Source organism: Streptomyces formicae, from assembly GCF_002556545.1.
Classification (GTDB): Bacteria; Actinomycetota; Actinomycetes; order Streptomycetales; family Streptomycetaceae; genus Streptomyces; species Streptomyces formicae_A.
Window position 1 is genome coordinate 6606263 of the sequence record NZ_CP022685.1, and the last position, 24913, is coordinate 6631175.

20 protein-coding genes and 5 tRNA genes are annotated in these 24913 nt (G+C 70.4%); 14 read left to right on the plus strand and 11 right to left on the minus strand.

From position 1 onward, the window contains the following. Nucleotides 1-55: 55 nt before the first annotated feature. Together KY5_RS29000 and KY5_RS29005 are read left to right on the plus strand one after the other, a co-directional pair. Complete coding sequence (locus KY5_RS29000; RefSeq protein WP_098244993.1) at nucleotides 56-1657, plus strand: acyl-CoA carboxylase subunit beta; 1602 nt, start codon at nucleotides 56-58, stop codon at nucleotides 1655-1657. A 49-nt stretch (nucleotides 1658-1706) separates the two neighbouring features. After that, nucleotides 1707-1901: an acyl-CoA carboxylase subunit epsilon gene (locus tag KY5_RS29005; protein ID WP_098244994.1), complete on the plus strand. Its 195-nt coding sequence runs from the start codon at nucleotides 1707-1709 to the stop codon at nucleotides 1899-1901. A 59-nt stretch (nucleotides 1902-1960) separates the two neighbouring features. On the opposite strand, the gene KY5_RS29010 is transcribed toward KY5_RS29005, so the two are convergent. From KY5_RS29010 to KY5_RS29050, 9 genes are all read right to left on the minus strand, one after another. Further along, nucleotides 1961-5008: an NACHT domain-containing protein gene (locus tag KY5_RS29010; protein WP_098244995.1), complete on the minus strand. Its 3048-nt coding sequence runs from the start codon at nucleotides 5006-5008 to the stop codon at nucleotides 1961-1963. A gap of 92 nt (nucleotides 5009-5100) precedes the next feature. After that, entirely contained in the window at nucleotides 5101-5685 is a 585-nt protein-coding gene (locus KY5_RS29015; RefSeq protein WP_030361923.1) for a GTP-binding protein, read from the minus strand. Next, nucleotides 5666-6256: a DUF742 domain-containing protein gene (locus KY5_RS29020; protein WP_098244996.1), complete on the minus strand. Its 591-nt coding sequence runs from the start codon at nucleotides 6254-6256 to the stop codon at nucleotides 5666-5668. Before KY5_RS29020 ends, KY5_RS29015 begins: the two co-directional genes overlap by 20 nt. Before the next feature lie 95 nt (nucleotides 6257-6351). Next, nucleotides 6352-6765 (minus strand): roadblock/LC7 domain-containing protein, encoded by a 414-nt coding sequence (locus tag KY5_RS29025; RefSeq protein WP_055564496.1) that lies wholly within the window; start codon nucleotides 6763-6765, stop codon nucleotides 6352-6354. A 10-nt stretch (nucleotides 6766-6775) separates the two neighbouring features. Further along, nucleotides 6776-9943: a nitrate- and nitrite sensing domain-containing protein gene (locus KY5_RS29030; RefSeq protein ID WP_234362904.1), complete on the minus strand. Its 3168-nt coding sequence runs from the start codon at nucleotides 9941-9943 to the stop codon at nucleotides 6776-6778. Between the two features lie 339 nt (nucleotides 9944-10282). Continuing rightward, the gene (locus KY5_RS29035; protein ID WP_055552773.1) at nucleotides 10283-10867 is read right to left on the minus strand and encodes a GTP-binding protein; all 585 of its coding nucleotides are present in this window, start codon (nucleotides 10865-10867) and stop codon (nucleotides 10283-10285) included. Beyond that, nucleotides 10848-11252, minus strand: a complete 405-nt coding sequence (locus tag KY5_RS29040) for a DUF742 domain-containing protein (protein ID WP_055552770.1) — start codon at nucleotides 11250-11252, stop codon at nucleotides 10848-10850. The genes KY5_RS29035 and KY5_RS29040 overlap by 20 nt, the downstream gene beginning before the upstream one ends. A gap of 130 nt (nucleotides 11253-11382) precedes the next feature. After that, on the minus strand, nucleotides 11383-11802 hold the full coding sequence (locus KY5_RS29045; RefSeq protein ID WP_098244998.1) for a roadblock/LC7 domain-containing protein: 420 nt from the start codon (nucleotides 11800-11802) through the stop codon (nucleotides 11383-11385). Next, nucleotides 11803-15888 (minus strand): nitrate- and nitrite sensing domain-containing protein, encoded by a 4086-nt coding sequence (locus KY5_RS29050; RefSeq protein WP_234362905.1) that lies wholly within the window; start codon nucleotides 15886-15888, stop codon nucleotides 11803-11805. It abuts the gene before it with no gap. 574 nt (nucleotides 15889-16462) lie between these two features. On the opposite strand from KY5_RS29050, the gene KY5_RS29055 reads away from it, so the two are divergent. The 9 genes from KY5_RS29055 (at nucleotide 16463) to KY5_RS29095 (ending at nucleotide 20441) form a co-directional block, all read left to right on the plus strand. Beyond that, nucleotides 16463-16663 (plus strand): hypothetical protein, encoded by a 201-nt coding sequence (locus KY5_RS29055; RefSeq protein WP_098245000.1) that lies wholly within the window; start codon nucleotides 16463-16465, stop codon nucleotides 16661-16663. 80 nt (nucleotides 16664-16743) lie between these two features. Further along, nucleotides 16744-17532, plus strand: a complete 789-nt coding sequence (locus tag KY5_RS29060; RefSeq protein WP_098245001.1) for a fumarylacetoacetate hydrolase family protein — start codon at nucleotides 16744-16746, stop codon at nucleotides 17530-17532. Further along, nucleotides 17525-19003 (plus strand): glutamate--tRNA ligase, encoded by a 1479-nt coding sequence (gltX, locus tag KY5_RS29065; RefSeq protein WP_098245002.1) that lies wholly within the window; start codon nucleotides 17525-17527, stop codon nucleotides 19001-19003. The genes KY5_RS29060 and gltX overlap by 8 nt, the downstream gene beginning before the upstream one ends. A gap of 98 nt (nucleotides 19004-19101) precedes the next feature. Beyond that, nucleotides 19102-19830 (plus strand): HAD family hydrolase, encoded by a 729-nt coding sequence (locus KY5_RS29070; RefSeq protein ID WP_098245003.1) that lies wholly within the window; start codon nucleotides 19102-19104, stop codon nucleotides 19828-19830. A gap of 88 nt (nucleotides 19831-19918) precedes the next feature. Next, nucleotides 19919-19990 (plus strand) — tRNA-Gln (locus KY5_RS29075). Between the two features lie 39 nt (nucleotides 19991-20029). Further along, a tRNA-Glu gene (locus tag KY5_RS29080) sits at nucleotides 20030-20102 on the plus strand. Nucleotides 20103-20164: 62 nt separating this feature from the next. Further along, nucleotides 20165-20237, plus strand: a tRNA-Glu gene (locus tag KY5_RS29085). Between the two features lie 31 nt (nucleotides 20238-20268). After that, nucleotides 20269-20340, plus strand: a tRNA-Gln gene (locus tag KY5_RS29090). 28 nt (nucleotides 20341-20368) lie between these two features. Then, nucleotides 20369-20441 (plus strand) — tRNA-Glu (locus KY5_RS29095). Between the two features lie 44 nt (nucleotides 20442-20485). Here KY5_RS29095 and KY5_RS29100 read toward each other — a convergent pair. Continuing rightward, the gene (locus KY5_RS29100; protein ID WP_098245004.1) at nucleotides 20486-21142 is read right to left on the minus strand and encodes a MerR family transcriptional regulator; all 657 of its coding nucleotides are present in this window, start codon (nucleotides 21140-21142) and stop codon (nucleotides 20486-20488) included. A 108-nt stretch (nucleotides 21143-21250) separates the two neighbouring features. On the opposite strand from KY5_RS29100, the gene KY5_RS29105 reads away from it, so the two are divergent. After that, nucleotides 21251-21736, plus strand: coding sequence for a DUF4188 domain-containing protein (locus tag KY5_RS29105; RefSeq protein ID WP_199843287.1), 486 nt, complete (start codon nucleotides 21251-21253; stop codon nucleotides 21734-21736). A gap of 107 nt (nucleotides 21737-21843) precedes the next feature. Here KY5_RS29105 and ndgR read toward each other — a convergent pair whose 3' ends face one another. Further along, on the minus strand, nucleotides 21844-22560 hold the full coding sequence (gene ndgR, locus KY5_RS29110) for an IclR family transcriptional regulator NdgR (RefSeq protein WP_055552755.1): 717 nt from the start codon (nucleotides 22558-22560) through the stop codon (nucleotides 21844-21846). 181 nt (nucleotides 22561-22741) lie between these two features. Here ndgR and leuC point away from each other — a divergent pair, with 181 nt between their 5' ends. Together leuC and leuD are read left to right on the plus strand one after the other, a co-directional pair. After that, nucleotides 22742-24166: a 3-isopropylmalate dehydratase large subunit gene (gene leuC / locus KY5_RS29115; protein ID WP_098245005.1), complete on the plus strand. Its 1425-nt coding sequence runs from the start codon at nucleotides 22742-22744 to the stop codon at nucleotides 24164-24166. A 5-nt stretch (nucleotides 24167-24171) separates the two neighbouring features. Further along, the gene (leuD, locus tag KY5_RS29120; protein WP_098245006.1) at nucleotides 24172-24765 is read left to right on the plus strand and encodes a 3-isopropylmalate dehydratase small subunit; all 594 of its coding nucleotides are present in this window, start codon (nucleotides 24172-24174) and stop codon (nucleotides 24763-24765) included. The last annotated feature ends 148 nt before the right edge of the window (nucleotides 24766-24913 follow it).

Below are 24913 nucleotides of genomic sequence, written 5' to 3' on the forward strand. Positions count from 1 at the left end.
AGACTGTACAGAGTCGACGGTCCGTTTCCATGGGGCTGCTCCGTAAGGTCGATCCATGACCGTTTTGGACGAGACCGCTTCCGCCGGTGATTCGGCGGGCGAGCCCACCGACGCGCGTGGCCGCGTGGCCGAACTGCACGGGATCCGTGCCCAGGCGCTGCGCGGGCCCAGCGAGAAGGCGACCGAGGCGCAGCACGCCAAGGGCAAGCTGACCGCACGCGAGCGGATCGAGCTGCTTCTCGACCCGGACTCGTTCAACGAGGTCGAGCAGCTGCGTCGGCACCGCGCCACGGGCTTCGGCCTGGAGGCGAAGAAGCCGTACACGGACGGTGTCATCACCGGCTGGGGCACGGTGGAGGGCCGCACGGTCTTCGTCTACGCCCACGACTTCCGGATCTTCGGCGGCGCCCTGGGCGAGGCCCACGCCACCAAGATCCACAAGATCATGGACATGGCCATCGCGGCCGGTGCGCCGCTGGTCTCCCTGAACGACGGCGCGGGCGCCCGCATCCAGGAGGGCGTCTCCGCCCTCGCCGGGTACGGCGGCATCTTCCAGCGCAACACCAAGGCGTCGGGTGTCATCCCGCAGATCTCGGTGATGCTCGGCCCGTGCGCGGGCGGCGCGGCCTACAGCCCCGCCCTGACCGACTTCGTGTTCATGGTCCGCGAGACCTCGCAGATGTTCATCACGGGCCCCGACGTGGTCCGCGCGGTGACCGGCGAGGAGATCTCCCAGAACGGCCTGGGCGGCGCCGACGTGCACGCCGAGACGTCGGGCGTGTGCCACTTCGCGTACGACGACGAAGAGACCTGCCTGGCCGAGGTCCGCTACCTGATCTCGATGCTCCCCTCCAACAACCGGGAGAACCCCCCGGCGCACGAGTCGGAGGACCCGGCCGAGCGTCGCTCGGACGTCCTGCTCGACCTGGTCCCCGCGGACGGCAACCGTCCGTACGACATGACCAAGGTCATCGAGGAGCTCGTCGACGACGGCGACTACCTGGAGGTCCACGAGCGCTGGGCGCGCAACATCATCTGCGCCCTGGCCCGCCTGGACGGCAAGGTCGTCGGCATCGTCGCCAACCAGCCGCAGTCCCTGGCCGGTGTCCTGGACATCGAGGCGTCCGAGAAGGCCGCCCGCTTCGTGCAGATGTGCGACGCCTTCAACATCCCGATCCTCACCCTGCTCGACGTGCCCGGCTTCCTGCCCGGCGTCGACCAGGAGCACGGCGGGATCATCCGGCACGGCGCCAAGCTCCTGTACGCGTACTGCAACGCCACCGTGCCGCGGATCTCGCTGATCCTGCGCAAGGCGTACGGCGGCGCGTACATCGTCATGGACTCGCAGTCCATCGGTGCGGACCTGACCTACGCGTGGCCCACCAACGAGATCGCGGTGATGGGTGCCGAGGGCGCCGCCAACGTGATCTTCCGGCGTCAGATCGCCGCCGCCGACGACCCCGAGGCCATGCGCGCCCGCATGGTCAAGGAGTACAAGGCCGAGCTGATGCACCCCTACTACGCGGCGGAGCGCGGCCTCGTCGATGACGTCATCGACCCCGCCGAGACCCGCGAGGTGCTCATCAAGTCCCTCGCGATGCTCCGCAACAAGCACGCCGACCTGCCCTCGCGCAAGCACGGCAACCCTCCGCAGTAGCAGTACACCTGCGCCTGCGCCGCAGTAGCCCACAAGGAGAACGCTGCACATGACTACCCCTGACATCCGCGTCGAGAAGGGCCTCGCCGACCCCGAAGAGGTCGCGGCCATCACCGCCGTCCTGCTGGCCCGCGCCGCCGCGCAGCCCGCCGCCCCCGCGGCCCGCCGCGGCCGCGACAGGGCGGGCTGGCGCCGCCTGGAGCGCACGCCGGGCTTCCGGGCGCCGCACAGCTGGCAGGGCTGACACCCGCGTTGTACGCCGGGCCCCGTTCTCCTTCGGGAGGGCGGGGCCCGCGTGCGTTCCTAGGAGACGTTCAGGGGGTGGGGGCGGCCGTCGGGGGTGCGGCAGCCCTGGATCAGGCAGTGTTCGTGCGGCTCGATGTCGGGTGGCAGCACGCAGCGCCTCAGGGTGTTCAGGGCGGGCGGGAAACCGGCTCGCAACGGGGCCCAGCCGCTGAGGTCGTACTTGGTGAGTTCCAGGCGGGGCAGGTAATCCAGGTCGTCGCAGTCGAACGCCTGGTCGCTCCCGGTCAGTGCGAGTTCCGTCAGGTCGGTGAACCCGGCCAGCGGTCCCAGGTCGTATCCGGCGGGGAGGTTTCCCAGGGTCAGGGAGCTGAGCGAGGCGAGCGGCAACAGCTCCTCCAGCGGAGGGGGTGTCGACCACCGGGTCAGCGTCAGCATGCGGAGTTCGGCAAGCTCCTCGGGCGCGGACAGGCTCACGTCGTGGCCCTGCCCGATCAGGCCGAGCACCCTCAGCTCCCGCTGTCCGCGCAGTGTGGATATGTCGACGTCCTGCCGCAGCTTGTGCAGCCACATGCCAAAGAGCGGGGGCAGTTCTTCGAAGATGCCCAGGCCCGTGGAGAAGGGGAACTGCACGGAGATCCAACGGGCGTGCCTGAGCCGGGTCGCCGCTTTCCACTGCCCGGAGTAGGTGAGGGTCAGGGTGAGGACGCGCCCCTCGTCCAGGGGCAACTGCTGGAGTACGACGTCTCCGTAGGCGTCGGCGTCGAAGTACTCCCAGCAGGCCAGCAGGCGTGTATGGACCACGTACCTGCGATCCGTCGCGTACCCGGCAAGCAGTCCCAGCGCCTCGTTCCCACCGATCCGCGCCGCCGTCATGACCGTCGCCTCCGCGGCGGCGTCGCTGAGTCCGTCGAGCGTCGTCGGCAGCCTGCGCAGCAGGGGAGTGCCCACCGCCGCCAGGGACCCCGCCTCCGACTTCCGCCGGGGCGGCACGAGCCGCGCCACCGCCTCGTCGAGCCGGGCGGCGAGACCGTCGGGGACCGACGCCATCGTCTCCTGGCAGGACGCCGCGACGAGACGCAGCACGCGCGCGTGCCGGGGCTCTTGCCCGGCCCGCTGAAGGACCCCGCCGATCAGCTCCTCCTGCTGCGTACGATGCGCATGGCCCGCCGCCATCACGATCGTTTCGCGCCACAGGTCCAGATGGGCACGCCCCACCAGGTTCCCGATCCGGTCCTCCACGGCGGCCTCCTGTCCGGCCAGGTACTCCTGGAACGTCCGGTGCAGGAAGCTCAGGCGGCCCTCGGCAGGTGAGCGAAGCACCCCGGAGCGGTGCACGAGGTGGTCGAGGACGGCGGGGCCTTCGAGTTCGTCCAGGTGTCGCATCGCCGCGAGCTTCGCGGTGACGTGGTCGGCCGCCCGCTCGACGGCGATCTCGGTGCGGCTGTTGTCCGAAAGCCGCCATGCCAGATCCCGCAGCAGGCACAGCTTGTCCGTCAGCGTCAGCGGCGCTGACAGCTCACTGCGCACGCCCCGGTCCGTGTCCCGCTGCTGCACCAGGACCTCCAGGGTCATCCGGTACAGCTCCATGCGGTTGCGCGGCAGCTGCCCCCGACGGGCCAGATGCAGGGCGCACAGCAGCGCCGCGAGCAGCGGGTTCGTGGCCAGGGACTGGAGGTGCGGGCGGTCCTGGAGGCTGGTCAGCAAGGACCGTTCGTAGCGCGGCAGTTCCGCCACGGGGCAGGGCAGTCCGGCGTCCTGCCCCTGGACCGCCTGATGCCATTGCCGTATGAAAGAGGCCAGGTCAGCCGGTGTCATCCGCTCCAGTTGAAGCGCGGTGAACCGCTCCGCGCGCAGCCAGTCCACCCGGGCCGCGGCGGGCCGGGAGGTCACCACGACGCGGGTGTCGGCGTACTGATGCAACAGCCCCCGCAGCCAGTCGCGCACGCCCCGCCGCTCACCCGCGAGGAGCTCGTCCACGCCGTCCACCAGGAGCAGCACACGGCCGTCGGCGAACGCCCGGTGCAGCCACCCTGGAGGCATCAGGCCGCTCAGTGGTCCCGCCACCCGGTCCAGCATCGCCTCCGGCGCGGGCGGCGGCTCCCCGGCGTACTGGCGGAGCTTGACCAGGACCGGGATCAGGCCGTTCCACTCGGCGAGCGCGCCGGTGAAGGTGCCGCGCGCCGCCGTCACCGCGAGCCACTGGAGGAGCGTCGTCTTCCCCGATCCCGCCTCGCCGCGCAGCAGCACCCTGGGGGAGCCCTTGAGCGCGGCCTCCACCCGCATGCTGGAGGCGTGCTCGGCCTCGCCGGGCTCCCAGAGCCGCGCGCCGCCCCTGAGGACGGGGCGGGGAAGTGCCCGTCCGCGACCGCCGTCGTCCTCGGACGCCCGCAGGCTCACGTACGCCACCGACAGCTTGGTGCGCGGCGCCTGGTCGGCGGGGCCGAGCCCGAACAGCTCGATCTCGTCGAGGGAGCGGCTGATCAGCTCCAGGTACTGGCGCCGGAACGCCTCGTCCTGGCCGGTGCCCTGCGGGGCGTACAGCGAGCGGGCCGGGAGGCGTTCCAGGACCTTCTCCAGCTCGTCGCCGAGCGAGGTCGTGCGCGTCAGGAGTTCGCTCACCGCCCGCTCGGTGAAGACCGGGAGCCTGCGCAGGACGCGTACGTAGCAGTCGCAGCACTCGCCGAGCACCACCTCGTAGAAGCGCTCCTCCACCTCGGAGAACCCGCTCGGCACCGGCACCGACGCCCGTACGCGCCGGGTCAGCTCGGCCGGGTCGGCGTCGGAGCCGAGGACGGCGTCGTCGGAGAGGTCCGCCCGGACGAAGGTGTCGGTGACGGCCCGCAGGACCGCCTCCCTGCCGTTGGCCGTGAGGTCACGGAACTCGTGTTCGATGAGCGGCTGGACGCGGGCCGCCACCGCGTCGGCTATCTGCTCGAACTGCCGCTCGATTCCCCGGCCGGCCCGCAGCCCCGGTACCCGTACCCGGATCAGCTCGCTCATCGAGGAGCGCGCCGACTGCTCGCGCTCCCTGGGGCCGAGCCACAGCCGGACCGCCCGCGTGGCCACCGTTCCGCCCAGCTTGATCGCCGCCGCCTCAGCACTCATGTGCGCATTGTGGGCGAACGCGCGCGAGGGCGGGGGCAGTTCACCGCATTCGTGGTGAACTGCCCCCGCCCTCGCGCGCGTAGGACGCGGTGTTACCGCAGGCGCGCCATCAGCGCGTGCTCGACCAGCGTGATCAGCGCGCTCTTCGCGTCGGCGCGGTGCCGGGCGTCGGTCGTGATGATCGGGGTGTCGGGACCGATCTGCAGTGCTTCGCGCACCTCGTCGGGCGTGTACGGCTGGTGGCCGTCGAAGCCGTTGAGCGCGATGACGAACGGAAGTCCGGAGTTCTCGAAGTAGTCGACGGCGGGGAAGCAGTCGGCGAGCCGCCTCGTGTCGACCAGGACGACCGCGCCGATGGCGCCACGGACCAAGTCGTCCCACATGAACCAGAAGCGGTCCTGACCCGGCGTACCGAAGAGGTACAGGATGAGGTCCTGGTCCAGGGTGATGCGACCGAAGTCCATGGCCACCGTCGTGGTGGTCTTGTCTCCGGTGTGGGTCAGGTCGTCGATGCCCGCGGACGCGGACGTCATGACGGCCTCGGTGCGCAGCGGGTTGATCTCAGAGACCGCCCCGACGAACGTGGTCTTGCCCACGCCGAAGCCGCCCGCCACCACGATTTTCGCGCTGGTGGTGGAGCGGGCTGTTGCTCCGCCGCTAGAGCTTGCGAAGTCCACTGAGCACCCTTTCGAGCAGTGTCACGTCTGGCTGGCCGCCGGCGGACTCGTCGCCGCCGGGCTGATGGATGGCGACGAGTCCGGCCTCCGCCAGGTCGGCTACGAGGATCCGGGCGACGCCGAGGGGGATGGAGAGCAGTGCCGAGATCTCAGCCACTGACTTGATCTCGTGGCACAGGTTGCAGATCCGCTGGTGCTCGGGCAACTGACCCTGGAGCTGGTGCGGTTGTGCGGTGGTGTGCACCAGCGCCTCGATGGCGAGCTGGTAGCGGGGCCTGGTGCGGCCGCCCGTCATGGCGTACGGGCGCACCAGGGGGTTGTTCACCGACCCCGCGGGCGCCGGTTCGGGGGCGCGCCGCTGGGGCTGGACCGGCTGGATTCGGCCGGGTCCCTGGTCGTACGGGCGCGGCCCCGGCTGCTGGGGCTGCTGCTGAGGCGGTGCGTAGGGCTGGCGGCGGTGGCTCGGGGCGGAGGGGAAGTTGTACCGGTTCGGGCCGCCGTCGTGCTGACCGCCCTGGCCGTGACCAGGGGACCAGTGCGCCGAAGACGAACCGTCTGGGGGTGTTGCCACGTTGCTTCCTCCTCCAACTGTGCCGGGCACCATCACTGTGGAGCCGCGTCCCGAAACCTTACGGCCACGAGGCGCGAAAACGCACCGTCTGTCTGTTAGTTGAGCAGGCTCCCCTGGAGCTCCGCGCGCAGGTCCGGCGTGAGCACCGTGCCCGCACGATCGACAAGAAGTGCCATTTCGTACCCAACGAGACCGATGTCCGCATCCGGGTGGGCGAGTACGGCGAGGGAAGAGCCGTCGGAGATGGACATGATGAAGAGAAATCCTCGCTCCATCTCCACAACGGTCTGGGTCACGGAGCCGCCCTCGAAGATCCGGGAGGCCCCGGCGGTCAGCGAGGTCAGACCCGAGGCGACGGCCGCGAGCTGGTCGGCTCGGTCGCGCGGGAAGCCTTCGGACATCGCCAGAAGGAGTCCGTCGGCGGAGACCACCACGGTGTGGGACACCCCGGGGGTGTTGTCCACGAAGTTGGTGATCAACCAGTTCAGGTTCTGCGCCGCCTGGCTCATCGGGCTCACACTAACGCTCCTGGTGGTAGGTGCTATCAGGGCTGAAGCCCTGGCCATTCGTGTCACTGCTTGCGGTGCGGCCCCGCTGGACGCCGCGGCGCAGGTTGCTCAGCCTGCCCCGCACGTCCTCGGGATCGCGGGAGACCTGGGGGCCGCCCTGTGGGGTCTGTTCCGCGGTGCCCTCGACCAGGTTGGCCTTGGGCACCCGCCGCGGGAGCCCGGACGGGGTGACCCCGCCCGCCTTCGGCTCCTTGAGGCGCTCGGCCCGCTGCCAGCGCTCGTCGTTCGACGAACGCCAGTCCTCGGGGCCCTCGTTCGCGTCGGGAGCGCTTCCGTTCCCGTTCGCGGCGGAGGAACCCCGGCGGGGGAGACCCGCGTCGGTCATCTCGTGGACGGCGGACGGGGCAGGCCCCGGCCGGTCGAAGCCTACGCGCTCGGCGTCGGCCGCGTGCGGCGCCGGAGCAGATTCCGGTTCCTGGCCGTACTCGGTCCTGTGTCCCTCACCGCTGGGCCAGTCGTCCTGACGGGACCGCTCCGGATAGGCGATCTGGGGGTCCTGGTAGCCGTCCTGGGCCGGGTAGTACTGCTCGCCCGTGTGCTGCTCTTCGGCGTACTGGCCGGTGGCGTACTGCTGGTTGCCGAACTGACCGTCGCCGTAGTGCTGGTCGCCGTACTGCTCGTTCCCGTACTGCCCGTCGGCGTACTGCTGCCCCTGGTCGTACGCGATCTGCTGCTGTCCGTCGTAGACGGGAGCCTGCTGCTCGTACGCACCCTGCTGCTGGGGCTGCTGCCGCGGTTCGACCTCGTCGCGGAAGAGCGGGCGGTGGCCCTCGGGCTGGTGGGCCTGCGCCTCAAGGGCCGCGCGGCGCTCCTCGCGCATCAACGAGCGGCCGACCGGGTCGAGTTCGTGCTGTGCCTCGCCGCCGTCACCGGGGTAGCGGGTGTCGTCGAAGCCGAGCTCCGCGGCCGTGCGCAGCGGCTCTGCCGCCAGGGCCTGCTGCTCGGGGATGATCGAGGAGACGGTGAACTCGGGGTCCTGCGCGTGGTGTTCGCCGCCGCCACCGTGGGTGATCCCCTCCGGCAGCATGACCAGCGAGGTCGTACCCGCCTGCTCGCCCGAGGGGCGCAGCTGCACGCGGATGCCGTGCCGGTCGGAGAGGCGGCCGACCACGAACAGGCCCATGCGCTGCGAGATCGCGGCGTCCACGGTCGGCGGGTTGGCCAGCTTGTGGTTGATGTCCGCGAAGTCCTCGGCGGTGAGGCCGATGCCCTTGTCGTGGATCTCCACCATGACGCGGCCGTCGGGAAGACGGGTCGCGGTGACGCGGACCTTGGTCTGCGGGGAGGAGAACGTGGTGGCGTTCTCCAGGAGCTCGGCGAGCAGGTGCACGAGGTCGGTCACGGCCAGGCCGTGGATCTCGGCCTCCGGTACGCCGGACAGCTCGATGCGCTCGTACTGCTCCACCTCGGAGGAGGCGGCGCGCAACACGTCGACCAGCGGGACCGGCTGGTCCCAGCGACGGCCCGGCTCCTCGCCGGAGAGGACCAGGAGGTTCTCGCCGTTGCGCCGCATGCGGGTGGCCAGGTGGTCCAGGCGGAAGAGGCTCTCCAGCTGGTCCGGGTCGGCCTCGTTGTTCTCCAGGTCGGTGATGAGGGTCAGCTGGCCCTCGATCAGCGACTGGTTGCGGCGCGAGAGGTTGGTGAAGATCGCGTTGATGTTGCCGCGGAGCAGGGCCTGCTCGGCGGCGAGCCGCACGGCCTCGCGGTGCACCTGGTCGAAGGCGCGGGCGACCTCGCCGATCTCGTCCGTGGACGTGATCGGGATGGGCTGGACGCGGGTGTCGACCCGGCCCGGGTCGGTGCGCGAGAGCTGGTCGACCAGCATCGGCAGGCGCTGCTCGGCGATGCCGAAGGCGGCGGTGCGCAGTTGACGCATCGAGCGGGACATCTGGCGGGCCATGAGCCCGGCCAGGACGAACGCGGCGAGCAGCGCGAGGACCACGACGGCACCGGAGATGTACGCGTCGCGCTGGGCCCCGGCGGCGATGTCGGACGCCTCGTCCACGGCCTTGTCCGCGAGGTCCGACTCGATGGCGCGGTACGCGTCGAACTTGGCGGTGGTCGTCGCCCACCAGGCCTCACGCGTGATGCCGTCACCGGCGAGCTCGACGCGGGCGCTGGGCTGCGTGCTCGACAGGTTGGCGAGGGCGGCGACCATCTTCTCCTGCGACGGCGGCGGGACGAACGTCTTGCCCTGGGCCTTCGCGGCGGCCGCGGCCTCCTTGGCCTGCTTCTCACCGGCGGCCGTCAGGCGCTTCTTGGCGTCCTCCAGCTTGGCGACGTCCTCGGGGGTGCCGCCGCCGGTGTACTCCTCGATGGCGATGCGCTCCAAGTAGGCGTACGAGGAGAGCGAGGTGCGCTGGAGCGTGAGCGAGCCGGTGCCGGGGCCCGGCTTGACCAGCAGGTGCGTGCCGATGGAGCGCTCCAGGGAGAGCGCCGCCTTGGAGAGCGAGATGGCGTAGACGGTCCGGCCGTAGCTGGTGATGTTGCCGGTGCCGAGACCGAGTTCGTTGGCGAACTCCATCAGCGGGTGCTGGATGGCGACGTAGCCCTCTTCGGTCTTCACGCCGCTGAGCTTGGTGGTGTACGCGGCCTGACGCAGCGCGGCGAGCTTCGGCTCCACCTTGTGGAAGCCGTCGAGGCGCCGGTTGAGGCCCTCCTTGTCGGGCATCTTCGCGGCGGCCGCGTCGAACTCGTCGGCCGCGCGGTCGGTGGCCTTGCGGGCCTTGATCACGGCGGGGTCGTTCCGGTCGCCCTTGAGCAGCGGAGCGGCGGTGATGTCGCGCTCCTCGACGAGGCGGTTGCCGTAGTTCAGCGACGCCCGCACCAGGCGGGCGGTGCTCTCGGCGTCCTGGGCCTCGTGCCAGGTGTCGATGGAGTCCTTGACCTGGAAGCCGCCCATGACGAGGCCGACGAGCACGGGTATGAGCAGGATCGCGTTCAGTCGCGTGGGTACGCGCCAGTTGCGCGGGGACATCCGTCCGCCGGAGGGAGCCAGGGGCTCGGTGCCGGGTGCGGCCGCGTCAGCGGGGGACGCCGCTGTGCGCGGCGGCGGGGTGAAGTTGCCCCGCGCGTCCCCGGTGGGGGATGCCGCGGGGCTCGGCTTGCTTCGCCTCACTCGACCAACAACCTCTCGGCGGCGGCACTCACGTCGTGCCGCTGTCGTCTCCATAGCCCGTGCTACTGGGCAGTTCAGCGCATTCCAGCACGTCAGGGGCCGCTCTTCCAAACAGTCGGAAGCGGAAGTTCCAAGTGGCGTAAGCCTCAGATAAAACGGTCAAAAAGAGCGAGCCCCGCCAAAAGGCGGGGCTCTTGTGCGCGCAGCGACACCAGATGACCGCGATGTGTGGCGGTCACCTGGCAATTCTCTGTCGAAACGTTATGAACACGGCTGGCGGCCGTGTCAAAGGACACAGGCCGCTCCGTGTGGACTACGGCAACTGCCGTACGGCTCTGCCTACTTGAGACGTGCCATAAGTGCGTGTTCAACCAATGTGATCAGGCCGCTCTTTGCGTCCGCACGGTGTCGCGCGTCGGTCGTGATGATCGGCGTACCCGGTCCGATCTGCAGTGCTTCGCGCACCTCGTCGGGCGTGTACGGCTGGTGGCCGTCGAAGCCGTTGAGTGCGATGACGAACGGCAGCCCGCTGTTCTCGAAGTAGTCGACGGCGGGGAAGCAGTCGGCGAGACGACGGGTGTCCACGAGCACGACCGCGCCGATGGCACCGCGCACGAGGTCGTCCCACATGAACCAGAAGCGGTCCTGACCCGGCGTACCGAAGAGGTACAGGATGAGGTCCTGGTCCAGGGTGATGCGGCCGAAGTCCATGGCGACGGTGGTCGTCGTCTTGTCCCCGGTGTGGGTCAGGTCGTCGATGCCCGCGGACGCGGACGTCATGACGGCCTCGGTGCGCAGCGGGTTGATCTCGGAGACCGCCCCGACGAACGTGGTCTTGCCCACGCCGAAGCCGCCCGCCACCACGATCTTCGCGGAAGTGGTGGAACGGGTCGCCTCCGAACCGCTAGAGCTTGCGAAGTCCACTGAGCACCCTTTCGAGCAGTGTCACGTCAGGCTGGCCGCCGGCGTTCTCGTCGCCGCCGGGCTGGTGGATGGCGACGAGCCCGGCCTCCGCCAGGTCCGCCACGAGGATCCGGGCCACACCGAGCGGCATCGACAGGAGCGCCGAGACCTCGGCCACCGACTTGACCTCACGGCACAGGTGGCAGATCCGCTGGTGCTCGGGGAGCAGACCCATCAGCTGGGCCGGGTCGGCCGTGGTGCTCACCAGCGCCTCGATGGCGAGCTGGTAGCGGGGCCTGGTCCGGCCGCCGGTCATCGCGTACGGACGCACCAGCGGCTGGTCGCCCTCCATTCCGTACGACGCGTCATTGCCGTACGGGTTGTGAGAGGCGGTGGGCGGGGTCATGGATCCTCCGGGCGGGACAGCAGGTCATCTGCGTGTGCCGTCTGACAGAGCCGGTGGGGGCAGTGTGGCGGCCGGACGGTTGGTCAGTACGTTCGGTCGGTGGGGCGGCCGAAGGGGGCAAGGCTTCGGGCTAGTGGAGCAGGCTGCCCTGCAGTTCGGCCCGGAGGTCCGGAGTGAGGACGGCACCCGCACGGTCGACGAGGAGCGCCATCTCGTACCCGACGAGGCCGATGTCGCACTCGGGGTGCGCGAGCACGGCCAGCGACGAGCCGTCGGAGACGGACATGAGGAAGAGGAACCCCCGCTCCATCTCCACCACGGTCTGGGTGACGGCGCCGCCCTCGAAGATCCGGGAGGCTCCCGCGGTGAGCGAGGTCAGACCCGACGCGACCGCGGCCAGCTGATCGGCGCGGTCACGCGGGAAGCCCTCGGACATCGCCAGAAGGAGGCCGTCGGCGGAGACCACGACCGTGTGGGACACCCCGGGGGTGTTGTCCACGAAGTTCGTGATCAGCCAGTTCAGATTCTGTGCCGCCTGACTCGGACTCAACTAACGCTCCTGCTGGTGAGTGGGGAAACTGCCGGTCTGGCCGGTGCCGGCCTGGCGACCCTGCTGGATGCCCCGACGGAGATTCGTCAGCCGGCCGCGTACGTCATCGGGCGCACGCGAGACCTGCGGACCTGTGCTGTCCTGCTGCTGCTGAGCCGTGCCCGCGACCAGGTTGGCCCGCGGGACGCGGCGCGGCAGACCGGATGTGGTGACGCCGCCCGCGGTGGGCTGCCTGACGCGCTCGGCCTGGCGGCCCAGCTCGTCGTTGGGCGAGGTGCGCCACGTGCCGGGCGCACCGGCGCCGTTGCCGGGATTGCCGGAGGCGGCGGAGCTTCCCGCGTCGGCCGCGGTGGCCGCGTTGGCCGGGTTGCCCGTGTTCGCGGGCGACCCGGCGCTGTTCCCGCCGAAGCTGTTGGCGTTGTTGAAGCCGTTGAACCCGCCGTTGCCGCCCGAGGTCGGGGCGGACGGCGCGCCGCCCTGGCCCTGACGCTGGGGACGCGAGGGCAGCGGACGCTGGGGGGCCTGCGGTGCCTGGCGCTGCGGCGGCTCGGGAGCCTGGTGGCGGGTGGGCTCGGGAGCCCGGACGCCGTTCTGTCCGCCGAACAGGTCCGGACCCTGGCGGCCCTGGTCCTGCTGACCGTGACCCTGCTGTCCGTGGTCCTGCCGCTGGTCCTGGTGGCCCTGCTCCTGGCGGCCCTGGTCCTGCTGCGCGGCCTGCTGGTTCTGCTGCTGCTGGAACCAGTTGGTCTCCAGCGTGTCGTACAGCGGGGTACGGCCGCCGGAGGCGGGCTGGTTCAGCAGGTCCTGCTGGCTGAGCGGGTCCCGCAGCGGGTCCGGCTCGCCCTGCTGTCCCTGCTGTCCCTGCTGTCCCTGCGGGTCCTGCCGTGCCTGCGGGTCCTGCTGTCCGCCCTGGTTCTGGGGCTGGCTCGGCTGCTGGGGTATGCCCTGGTGCGTGTCGCCCTGGCCGCGGCGCGGAGCGGGCGGACGCGGGACGGTGTAGTCGGGCATCTCCCGGCCGCCGTCGTGCGGCGCCGGGCCGTTGCCCTGGTCCTGCGGCCTGCTCTGCGGAGCCTCCTGCTGCGGCCCGCCGAAGACGTCCGAGCGGACGAACTGGCCGGTGCCGCCGTTGCCGGGACCCTGCGTACCCGCACCGCTGTCCTGCTGCGGCACGGAGGTGCCGGGCGGCGGCCCGTCGAAGTCGGGACGCGCGAACTGCGCCGTGGAGCCGGGACCCTGCGAGTCGTCGGCGGGAGCGGCAGGGGCCGCGGGCTGCGCGAACTGCCCCGTGGAGTCGTGCTCCTCGTGCCCGCGCGGGGTGTCGAAGGGCTCGTGCGCGACCTGCGGCTGCGCGTTCTCGTCGCTCCAGCTGGGCACGCGCGGCTGCGGGTTGCCACCGGGCAGCTCGGCACGCGGGCCACCGCGGGGCGGCAGCTGCGGCCGACGCCCCTGGTCGCCGGGCTCGTTGATGGCGTTCGTGCGCTGCTGCGGCACCGGAGGCTGCGCGACGCCCGCGTCACCGCGGCCGCCCTGCTGCCCGAAGACACCGGCGCCCGCACCGGAACGCTCGCCCTGCGGGGGCTGGCCCTGCTGCCCCTGCTGCGGCCGACCCGGGAGGCCCGGCTGCTGCTGGCCCTGCGGAGCGGACGGCGGGCGCTGGCCCGCGTCCCTCGCGGGGAGCGCGGCCCGCGGACCGGAGCCCGCCACCTGGCCGCGCGGCGCACCGGCGCCGAGCAGGCCGGGGCCGCCCTGGCCACCCGCGCCGGGGCCGCCGCGTCCGGGACCACCGGGCAGACCGGGGGCGCTGTTGCCCGCGCCGACACCGCGTCGCGCCGCCGCAGCGCCCGCGGCGGCCTGGGCCGCCGCGGGACCGCCGGTCGGAGAGGGCGCGCCGGGCACCTTCTTGCCGCCCTGGGCGACGTCGACGGGCAGCATGACCAGCGCGGTCGTACCACCGGAGTCGGAGGGACGCAGCTGGATGCGGATGCCGTGGCGCTGCGAGAGGCGGCCGACCACGAACAGACCCATGCGGCGGGAGACCGAGACGTCCACGGTGGGCGGCGAGGCGAGCCGCTCGTTGATCGCGGCGAGGTCCTCGGGGGAGAGGCCGATGCCGGTGTCGTGGATCTCGATCAGGACGCGGCCGTCGGGCAGCGCGTGACCGGTGACCTTGACCTTGGTCTGCGGCGACGAGAACGAGGTCGCGTTCTCCAGGAGCTCGGCGAGCAGGTGCACGAGGTCGTTGACCACGCGTCCCGCGACCTCGGTGGAGGGTACGGCGGAGAGCTCGATGCGCTCGTACTGCTCCACCTCGGAGGCGGCGGCACGGAGCACGTCGACGAGCGGCACGGGCCGGGTCCAGCGGCGGCCGGGCTCTTCACCGGCGAGGACCAGGAGGTTCTCGCCGTTACGGCGCATGCGGGTCGCGAGGTGGTCGAGCTTGAAGAGCGAGGACAGCTGGTCCGGGTCGGCCTCGCGCGACTCCAGCTCGGAGATGAGCGAGAGCTGACGCTGGATGAGGCCCTGCGAACGGCGCGAGAGGTTGGTGAACATCGCGTTGACGTTGCCCCGCAGGAGGGCCTGCTCGGCGGCGAGGCGGACGGCCTCGCGGTGCACGTCGTCGAAGGCCGCGGCCACCTGGCCGATCTCGTCCCTGGAGTGCACACCGACGGACTCGACGGAGGTGTCGACGTCCTGCGGGTCCGACTCGGAGAGCTGCTTGACCAGCTCGGGCAGGCGGTCCTGTGCGACCTTGGTGGCGGTGTCCTGGAGGCGGCGGAGCGAGCGGATCATGGACCGCGCCACCACGAAGGCGCCGACGAGCGAGACGCCGAGCACGAGCAGGATCAGCGCACCGTTGAGGATGGCGGACTGCTCGGCCTCGTTGCGCAGCTGGCGGGCCTTCTGCTCCATCTCGCCGAGCAGCGTCAGCTCGATCTTGGACATCGCGTCGATCTTGGTGGTGTCCGCGTCGACCCAGTCCTTGTAGGACCGCTTGTCCTGGAGCTTGATGCCGCCTTCCTGCTCGAGCACGCGCTTGGCGTACTCGTTGGCGGCCTTGGTGCCGGGGTTGCCGCCGTCGATCGGCTTGGTCAGCTCGTCGGCGTTGCCCGCGTAGATCTTGCTGAACGTCTGGAGCTCCGCGCGCTCCTTCTCGTTCGCGCTGAGACCGAAGGTCCGGTCGGTCTCGGAGAGCTTGCCGTAGTCGTCGTCGTTGGCGGGCAGCGCGGCGGCGATGATCGCTCGCTGGACGGACGCGTACTCCTTGGCCGAGGAGAAGGCGGCCAGGGCGCGGGTGCGCTGGATCATGTCCGGGTTGCTGGTCGCCTGCGCCATGTCCTGCGAGAGCGCGAGCAGCTGCTCGACGAGCTGGCTGTAGGCCTCGACGGTCTGCGAGGTCGACGCCTTGTCGGCGTAGGCGTCCTTGCGGACCTTGTTGATGCCCTGGAGCTGCTGGGTGATCTGGACCGCGCTGTGCCGGACGCCGAGAAGGCCCTTCTCGCCGTCGGTGTCGTTGAGGTCCTGGGTGCCCTGGAGGAAGTTCCGGTAGACGCGGTCGGTCTTGTCGCGCGCGCCCTTGACCGTGTAGTCGGTGGCCTTCGCGCCGTGCGCGAGGGGGCCCGCCGACTTGTCGCGCTCCTCCTGGAGCGCGGCGGCCAGCTCGGTGGCCTGCTTGGTCATGTCGGTCAGCAGCTTCATGTTGTCGAGCTGCTGGATCTCGTCCATGGACGAGTTGATGCGGAGCGCGCCGAGCGAGGTCGCGGTGATCACGGGGAGCGCGAGCAGCGAGACGAGGCGGGTGGAGATGCGCCAGTTGCGCAGGGCTATTCGGGAGCCGGGGCCGCTGGGCGTCTTGGTGCCGGAGCCCTTCCCCTTGCCCTTGGCCGGGGCGGCCGTCGGGCCGGTGCCCGTGGTCCCCTGGCGCGCGGCGCCGGGGCCGCTGTCGCCGGGCGCACCCGGGCCGGGGTTCGGAGCGTGCTGGGGCGAGGAGCCGCGGTCGGTCCCGCGCTCCGGCTCCGCCGAAGCATCCCCTCGGCCGCGGTCGGCCTGGGGAGACCCCTTGCCATCCCTCTTGAAACGTCCCTGCACTAGCGTCGCAACCTCTGGACCAGGCGTCCCTCCGCGTAACGGCGGGACGGTGTCGGCGTCGTGGGGCGCGCGGCGCCCCATGGGTGGTCGTGAGTGACCGGCGCTGCTCCCCCTTCCCGCCGCCACTCGGCGCTGCGTTGCGCCCCTGCGCGCCGGTTCGATCCCGCGGCGGTCCCGGGAATTCCAGCACAGTGCAGGATCTCCAACAAGGCCCGTGTGTCGCGTCACGACCTACGTGACACGGTGTGAGTGCGGTGTCACGAGATGTAGAAAATGATCTAGGGGAAATCGGGCGCATCACCCCAAAGCAGTTAGGGGTGAGGGGTGTCCCAGTCTTCATGATCAGGAGCGGAATAGTGCCTTCAGTGGCGCAATGTCCGTTTCCGAGTGGCCATACGAGGGGGTGAATTGACCCTTTTGCCCGCTCCTTCGTGAGCAAACTCACATGAAGATCATGGCCTCTTCCGGACTTTGGCCGGGAATTGGATGTTTAGCCTGACGCTTTACAGGGATGGCGAATCCGACAAGCGGCGTCCACCGCGCGACGCCCCAACCGACAAGGTCCGAACAGCAGATGAAGACTGTGCAGTCGACGATGTTCCGCAACATAGCCAACCCGCGCCGCACCACTCTCGCGCACCTCACGGACGCCGACGAGGTCCAGGCCGCGGCCGAGCGCCCGGAGCACGCGGTCGAACTCCCGTCCCAGACGGCCAACCCCAAGCGGACGATCCTGATGGTCGCCCCGGAGCCGCAGGCCCCTGTGGCGGGTTGAAAAGGGGAGGTCCGGGAGCCGTGCCGCGTTAGCCTGGAGCGTCAGACTCCACCCAATCCCAGCAAGGGGCTAACGCTCACGTGCGCATCGCCAGGTTCTCCATCGACGGCAATGTCGCTTTCGGCGCGGTCGAGGGCGACAAGCCCGACGAACTCGTCGTCGACATCATCAAGGGCAGTCCGTACGTCGCCGACTTCGAGCTCAGCGGAGTCAAGGTCCCGCTGAGCAAGGTCCGACTCCTGCCCCCGGTCATCGGGCACAAGATCGTGGCCTTCGGCCGCAACTACACGGAGCACGCCAAGGAGCTCGGCAGCGACGTCCCCGACGTCCCGTTCGCCTTCTTCAAGCCCGCGACCTCGATGATCGGCTCCGGCGACGCCATCACGTACCCCTCGTTCTCCGAAGAAGTGCACCACGAGGCCGAGCTGGCCGTGGTCATCGGCCGCATGTGCCGCGAGGTACCCCGCGAGCGGGTCAAGGACGTGATCTTCGGCTTCACCTGCGCCAACGACGTCACCGCGCGTGACGTCCAGCGCCGCGAGAAGCAGTGGGCGCGCGCCAAGGGCTTCGACAGCGCCTGCCCGCTCGGTCCCTGGGTGGAGACGGACATCGACCTGGCCACGGCGAACGACCTCACGATCCAGTGCACGGTCAACGGCCAGCAGCGCCAGCTCGGCCGCACCAGCGAGATGGTCCACTCCATCGAGGACCTGATCGTGAACATCACCGAGGCCATGACGCTGCTCCCGGGCGACGTCATCCTCACGGGCACCCCGGCAGGGGTCGGCCCCCTCAACGTCGGCGACGAGGTCGCCGTCACCATCGAAGGCATCGGCACTCTCACCAACAAGGTGATCAAGCGTGGCTAACGCGACCCCCGTACGCGTACGGTTCTGTCCCTCGCCGACCGGCAACCCCCATGTGGGTCTGGTCCGCACCGCCCTCTTCAACTGGGCCTACGCCCGGCACAACGAGGGCACCCTGGTCTTCCGCATCGAGGACACCGACGCGGCTCGCGACTCCGAGGAGTCGTACGAGCAGCTGCTCGACTCGATGCGCTGGCTGGGCTTCGACTGGGACGAGGGCCCCGAGGTCGGCGGCCCGCACGCGCCGTACCGCCAGTCGCAGCGCATGGACATCTACCGGGACGTCGCCGAGAAGCTCATCGCCGCGGGCAACGCCTACCCGTGCTACTGCACCACCGAGGAGCTGGACACCCGCCGCGAGGCCGCCCGCGCCGCTGGCAAGCCCTCCGGCTACGACGGCCACTGCCGCGACCTCACCGCCGAGCAGAAGCAGGCGTACGAGGCCGAGGGCCGCAGCCACATCGTCCGCTTCCGGATGCCCGACGAGGCCACGACCTTCACCGACCTGGTCCGCGGCGAGATCACCGTCCAGGCGGAGAACGTCACGGACTACGGCATCGTGCGCGCCAACGGCGCCCCGCTGTACACCCTGGTCAACCCGGTCGACGACGCCCTGATGGAGATCACCCACGTCCTGCGCGGCGAGGACCTGCTCTCCTCGACGCCGCGGCAGATCGCCCTCTACAAGGCGCTGATCGAGCTCGGCGTCGCCAAGGCGATCCCCGCGTTCGGCCACCTCCCGTACGTCATGGGCGAGGGCAACAAGAAGCTGAGCAAGCGCGACCCCCAGGCCTCGCTCAACCTCTACAGGGAGCGCGGTTTCCTCCCGGAGGGCCTGCTCAACTACCTCTCCCTGCTCGGCTGGTCCTTCTCCGCCGACCAGGACGTCTTCTCGATCCCGGACATGGTCGCCAAGTTCGACCTCGCGGACGTGAACGCCAACCCGGCGCGCTTCGACCTGAAGAAGGCCGAGGCGATCAACGCCGACCACATCCGCATGCTCGACGTGAAGACCTTCGCCGAGGCCTGCGAGCCCTGGCTCAAGGCCCCGCACGCCAACTGGGCCCCCGAAGACTTCGACGAGGCCGCCTGGCAGGCCATCGCGCCGCACGCGCAGACCCGCCTGAAGGTCCTCTCCGAGATCACGGACAACGTGGACTTCCTGTTCCTCGCGGAGCCGGTCTTCGACGAGCCGAGCTGGACCAAGGCCATGAAGGAAGGCTCCGACGCCCTCCTGCGCACGGCCCGCGCCAAGCTGGAGGCGGCCGACTGGACGTCCCCGGAGTCCCTCAAGGAAGCCGTCCTGGCCGCCGGTGAGGAGCACGGGCTCAAGCTCGGCAAGGCCCAGGCCCCGGTCCGCGTCGCCGTCACCGGGCGCACGGTCGGCCTGCCCCTGTTCGAGTCCCTGGAGATCCTGGGCAAGGACAAGACACTGGCCCGCGTCGACGCGGCCCTGGCGAAGCTCACCGCCTGATCCGCACCGCCTGATCAGCACCGCCTGATCCGCACCGCACGAAACGAAGGGCCCGGAAGCCGAGACGGCTGCCGGGCCCTTCGCCTACCGTCGTCGGTATGCCGATCAGAGCCGTGGTCTGGGACATCGACGACACGATCTTCGACTACGCGCGCGCCGACGCCGCGGGCATGCAGGCACACCTCACCGCCGAGGGCCTGGTGGAGAGGTACGAGTCCGCCGAGCGCGCCCTGGTCCTGTGGCGGGAGATCACCGAGCGCCACTGGGCCCGCTTCGGCGCGGGGGAGACGGACTTCCAGGAGCAGCGCCGCGACCGCGTGCGGGACTTCCTCGACGCCCCGGCGCTGACCGCCCCCGACGCCGACGCCTGGTTCGCCCGTTACGTCGGTCACTACGAGTCGGCCTGGTCGCTCTTCCCCGACACCCTCCCCGCCCTGGACGCCCTCGCGGGCGAGTACCGGCACGCCGTCCTCTCCAACTCCGCCCTGGCCGTCCAGGACCGCAAGCTGCGCCTCCTCGGCGTCCGCGACCGCTTCGAGGCCGTCCTATGCGCCGCCGACCTCGGCGTCTCCAAGCCCGCGGCCGGGGCCTTCCACGCGGTCTGTACGGAGCTGGGTCTCGCGCCCGCCGAGATCGCCTACGTGGGCGACCAGCCGGAGATCGACGCCAGGGGCGCGAGGGACGCGGGCCTGCTCGGGATCTGGCTCGACCGCAACGGCGCGGCGGGGCAAGGCCCGTCGGGCGTACACCGCATCACGCACCTCTCCGAGCTCCCCGCGCTGCTGCGTGCGGATACCCGTTTTGGAGCGCCGTCCACCTTCGGGTAATGTTCTTCCTGCGCCGCCCGAGAGGGCCGAAAGGTCCGGCCGGGAAGCGTAAATCAAAACAAAGCCCCCGCAAGGGGTTGCGCTTTGATGGCCTATGGTGTAATTGGCAGCACGACGGTTTCTGGTTCCGTTAGTCTAGGTTCGAGTCCTGGTAGGCCAGCTCGCAGAGCTCATCTGCAACCGCGGATCTCATCCGCAGGCCCCCGTTGTGTAGCGGCCTAGCACGCCGCCCTCTCAAGGCGGTAGCGCCGGTTCGAATCCGGTCGGGGGTACAGATCCTTCCCGCGGGGACAGATCGGGTCGCACCCACTGTTTCTGATGCAGGATCGCTAGGGCCCCCGTTGTGTAGCGGCCTAGCACGCCGCCCTCTCAAGGCGGTAGCGCCGGTTCGAATCCGGTCGGGGGTACTGTAGGTACTAGACCTGGTCTAGACCACATTGGGCTATGGTGTAATTGGCAGCACGACGGTTTCTGGTTCCGTTAGTTTAGGTTCGAGTCCTGGTAGCCCAGCTGGATCGCGTGGCAACACGAGATCCTCGCCCCCGTTGTGTAGCGGCCTAGCACGCCGCCCTCTCAAGGCGGTAGCGCCGGTTCGAATCCGGTCGGGGGTACAAGAGCGAGACGAGGGGCCTTCCCGTGAGGGAGGGCCCCTTTCTCATGCCCGCGTACTCCCTTGCCCGTAGCGGCGGTTGGACTCCTCGGCCTGCGCGATCCGGCGCAGGCTCAGCAGTACCGGCTCGTACAGGACCGTCAGCGCGACGGCCGCCTCCAGTTGCCGGTCGGGCGACTCGTACCGCTCGATCAAGTCCAGATCGGCGACGGCCAGTTGGTGGCCCGAGCGGGCGTAGGGCGCCAAGTCGTCCACGGCGCACGGGTATCCGAGGCGGGAGAGGGTGGCCACCGCGGTCACCAGCATCCGGTAGGCCGGGGATTCGTCCGCGTACTCCTGGGCGTTGGCCCAGCCGAGTCCGGCGAGCAGCGCGTCGACCGTGCGGCGCGCCTCCTGTGCCGCCGCGTCCTCCTCGGTGGGTTCCGGGCCGTGCGGCAGGGCCCAGACGGCCGTCCCCAGGCGGGAGTTGTGGTCCAGCGAGTCGTCCTCCAGGGCGGTCAGCACCTCGCGCGCCGAGGTGATCGGCACCCGGCCCACCTGGATCAGCGCCCGCACCAGGCGCAGCCGCTGGAGATGCGCCTCGTCGTACTCGGCCTGGGTGGCGCTCACCCGGTGACCGGCCGGCAGCAGGCCCTCGCGCAAGTAGTACTTGATCGTGGCCGTGGGGACCCCGCTGCGCCGACTCAGCTCCGCCAGTCTCATGTCCTCTTGCGCCTTCCATTGGAGAGTGGCACTATCCAATCATGGATAGCGGCACTATCCAAAGATTGCCCGGCTCGACGGCCAGGGCTCTACGAAGGGGGAACCGTCATGAGCAGCAAGCCGATCGAAGGGCGCATGACCGCCGGCGCGCAGGACGGCGTGGTGGTCTTCCACATCGGGATGCGCATCAACAACTTCCGTGCCGTACGCAGCTGGTGGCCCGTCTTCCTCGCGATGCCGCGCATGCTCAAGGAGCTGTCCAAGGACCCGGAGAGCGGGATGCTGGGGTATCAGGTGCTGCTCGGGGGCGCGCGCCTGATGTACGTCGTCCAGTACTGGGAGTCGCAGGAGAAGCTGCTGGCCTACTCGGCGGCGCCGGACAAGGAGCACCGGCCCGCGTGGGCGGCCTTCAATCGGCGCATCCGGGAAGGCAAGGGGAAGGTCGGCTTCTGGCACGAGACGTTCGTCGTGCGGGCCGGGGCGCATGAGGCGGTGTACGTCAACATGCCGGAGTTCGGTCTGGGCAAGGCCACGACCGTGGTGCCGGTGGGCCGTCGCGGGGACCGGGCCGCCGACCGGCTCAGGGCGGCCTGAGGGGCCCGCGAGGGCTCGGCGGGGCTTGAGCGGGGGAGTTCGGCCAGGAGGGGGCGCCGCGGCGTTGAGGCGGCCCCTCCTGGTGCTCCGTCCGGGTGCTCGGTGCCTCAGCCCGTGCGGCGCAGGGCCTCGGAGAGGCGTCCCGCCGCGTCGATGACCGCCTGCGCGTGCATGCGGCCCGGGTGGCGGGTCAGGCGCTCGATCGGTCCGGAGACCGAGACGGCGGCGACCACGCGGTTCGAGGGGCCGCGCACCGGCGCGGAGACCGAGGCGACGCCCGGCTCGCGCTCGCCGATCGACTGGGCCCAGCCCCTGCGGCGTACGCCGGAGAGGGCGGTGGCCGTGAAGCGGGCGCCCTGGAGGCCCCGGTGCAGGCGCTCCGGCTCCTCCCAGGCCATCAGGATCTGGGCCGAGGAGCCCGCCTTCATGGTGAGCGTGGAGCCCACGGGGACCGTGTCCCGCAGGCCCGAGAGGCGCTCGGCCGCGGCGACACAGATGCGCATGTCGCCCTGGCGGCGGTAGAGCTGCGCGCTCTCGCCCGTCACGTCGCGCAGGTGCGTGAGCACCGGGCCCGCCGTCGCCAGGAGGCGGTCCTCGCCCGCCGCGGCGGCCAGCTCGGCCAGGCGCGGGCCGAGGATGAAACGGCCCTGCATGTCCCGCGCCACCATCCGGTGGTGTTCCAGTGCCACGGCGAGCCGGTGAGCCGTGGGTCGTGCGAGCCCGGTGGCCGCGACCAGCCCTGCGAGGGTGGCCGGACCGGACTCCAGGGCGCCCAAGACAAGGGCTGCCTTGTCGAGGACGCCTACGCCGCTAGAGTTGTCCATGCGTCGATACTCGCGTCTCACTCTGTGAAACGCAAGTTCACATTTCCGTGGAACGCGCCACTCTGTACGAGCGATCCGCGGACCAACGGATTTCGCGGCCGACGTGCGGCACGAGGGGTACGCGCGTCGGCGATCAGATTCTCTAGTTGGGCCGGCGATGCGGCCGGTCGGAGGGAAAGCGATGGGTAGGACACTCGCGGAGAAGGTCTGGGACGACCACGTCGTCCGGCGCGCCGAGGGCGAGCCCGACCTCCTCTACATCGATCTGCACCTGCTGCACGAGGTGACCAGCCCCCAGGCCTTCGACGGCCTCCGCCAGGCGGGCCGCCAGGTGCGGCGGCTCGACCTCACCATCGCGACCGAGGATCACAACACCCCGACCCTCGACATCGACAAGCCCATCGCCGACCCGGTCTCGCGCGCCCAGCTGGAGACGCTGCGCAAGAACTGCGCCGAGTTCGGGGTGCGGCTGCACCCGCTGGGCGACGTCGAGCAGGGCGTCGTCCACGTGGTGGGACCGCAGCTGGGACTGACCCAGCCCGGCACCACCGTGGTCTGCGGCGACTCGCACACCTCCACCCACGGCGCCTTCGGCGCGCTGGCGTTCGGCATCGGCACCTCCCAGGTCGAGCACGTCCTGGCCACCCAGACGCTGCCGATGGCCCGCCCGAAGACCATGGCCATCACGGTCGACGGCGAACTGCCCGACGGCGTCACCGCCAAGGACCTCATCCTCGCCATCATCGCGAAGATCGGCACCGGCGGCGGCCAGGGCTACGTCCTGGAGTACCGCGGCCCGGCCATCGAGAAGCTCTCGATGGAGGCCCGGATGACCATCTGCAACATGTCGATCGAGGCGGGCGCCCGCGCGGGCATGATCGCCCCCGACGCGACCACGTTCGACTACATCAAGGGCCGCGCCCACGCCCCGCAGGGCGAGGACTGGGACGCCGCGGTGGCGTACTGGAACACCCTGAGGACCGATGACGACGCGGTCTTCGACGCCGAGGTCTACATCGACGCCACCTCGCTGGCGCCGTTCGTCACCTGGGGCACCAACCCCGGCCAGGGAGCGCCCCTTTCGGCGAGCGTCCCCGACCCGGCTTCGTACGAAGACGCTTCGGAGCGCCACGCCGCCGAAAAGGCCCTGGAGTACATGGGGTTGACCGCCGGGCAGCCGCTGCGCGACATCAAGGTCGACACCGTCTTCGTAGGTTCCTGCACCAACGGCCGCATCGAGGACCTGCGCGCGGCGGCCTCCATCGTCGAGGGCCGCAAAGTCGCCGACGGCGTACGGATGCTGGTCGTGCCCGGCTCGGTCCGGGTCGCGCTGCAGGCCGTCGAGGAGGGCCTGGACAAGGTCTTCACCGCCGCGGGGGCCGAATGGCGGCACGCGGGCTGCTCGATGTGCCTGGGCATGAACCCCGACCAACTGGCCCCCGGCGAGCGCTCGGCGTCCACCTCCAACCGCAACTTCGAGGGCAGGCAGGGCAAGGGCGGCCGCACGCACCTGGTCTCCCCGCAGGTCGCCGCCGCCACCGCCGTCACCGGCCACCTGGCCGCGCCCACCGATCTGTCCGACGCCCCCGTGACCGCCGGAGTCTGAGAACCATGGAAGCTTTCACCACGCACACCGGCCGGGCCGTACCGCTGCGCCGCAGCAACGTCGACACCGACCAGATCATCCCCGCGCACTGGCTGAAGAAGGTCACCAGGGACGGTTTCGAGGACGGACTCTTCGAGGCCTGGCGCAAGGACGGCGAGTTCGTCCTGAACAAGCCCGAGCGCCAGGGCGCCACGGTCCTGGTCGCGGGCCCCGACTTCGGTACGGGTTCCTCGCGCGAGCACGCCGTCTGGGCGCTGCAGAACTACGGCTTCAAGGCCGTCATCAGCTCCCGCTTCGCCGACATCTTCCGGGGCAACTCGCTGAAGAACGGCCTGCTCACCGTGGTGCTCGACCAGAAGGTCGTGGACGCGCTCTGGGAGCTGACGGAGAGCGAACCGCAGGCCGAGATCACCGTCGACCTGCGGGACCGCCAAGTCCGCGCGCAGGGCGTCACCGCCGACTTCGAACTCGACGAGAACGCCCGCTGGCGGCTCCTGAACGGCCTGGACGACATCAGCATCACGCTCCAGAACGAGCCCGACATCGCCTCGTACGAGACCCGGCGCCCCTCCTACAAGCCCCGCACAGCGCAGGTCTGACATCCCGCAACACCCCCGTGTACCCCCAATCGTGGACGGTTGGGGGTACATCTGTGTGCGCCGCCCGAGGGGCCCCCGATGACCTGAATGGGTGGTCTCAACTCCCTTGGCTCGGAAGGGAGAAGAGGCTGGAAATCCCCTTGTACTC

Bases quoted from the DNA above. Each gene is read 5' to 3' on its own strand.
- KY5_RS29100 (WP_098245004.1), bottom strand. From the start codon at position 21,142: ATGAGACTGGCGGAGCTGAGTCGGCGCAGCGGGGTCCCCACGGCCACG.
- KY5_RS29055 (WP_098245000.1), top strand. From the start codon at position 16,463: ATGAAGACTGTGCAGTCGACGATGTTCCGCAACATAGCCAACCCGCGC.
- leuC (WP_098245005.1), top strand. From the start codon at position 22,742: ATGGGTAGGACACTCGCGGAGAAGGTCTGGGACGACCACGTCGTCCGG.
- KY5_RS29005 (WP_098244994.1), top strand. From the start codon at position 1,707: ATGACTACCCCTGACATCCGCGTCGAGAAGGGCCTCGCCGACCCCGAA.
- KY5_RS29000 (WP_098244993.1), top strand. From the start codon at position 56: ATGACCGTTTTGGACGAGACCGCTTCCGCCGGTGATTCGGCGGGCGAG.
- KY5_RS29070 (WP_098245003.1), top strand. From the start codon at position 19,102: ATGCCGATCAGAGCCGTGGTCTGGGACATCGACGACACGATCTTCGAC.
- KY5_RS29040 (WP_055552770.1), bottom strand. From the start codon at position 11,252: ATGACCCCGCCCACCGCCTCTCACAACCCGTACGGCAATGACGCGTCG.
- KY5_RS29105 (WP_199843287.1), top strand. From the start codon at position 21,251: ATGAGCAGCAAGCCGATCGAAGGGCGCATGACCGCCGGCGCGCAGGAC.
- KY5_RS29010 (WP_098244995.1), bottom strand. From the start codon at position 5,008: ATGAGTGCTGAGGCGGCGGCGATCAAGCTGGGCGGAACGGTGGCCACG.
- leuD (WP_098245006.1), top strand. From the start codon at position 24,172: ATGGAAGCTTTCACCACGCACACCGGCCGGGCCGTACCGCTGCGCCGC.
- KY5_RS29025 (WP_055564496.1), bottom strand. From the start codon at position 6,765: ATGAGCCAGGCGGCGCAGAACCTGAACTGGTTGATCACCAACTTCGTG.
- ndgR (WP_055552755.1), bottom strand. From the start codon at position 22,560: ATGGACAACTCTAGCGGCGTAGGCGTCCTCGACAAGGCAGCCCTTGTC.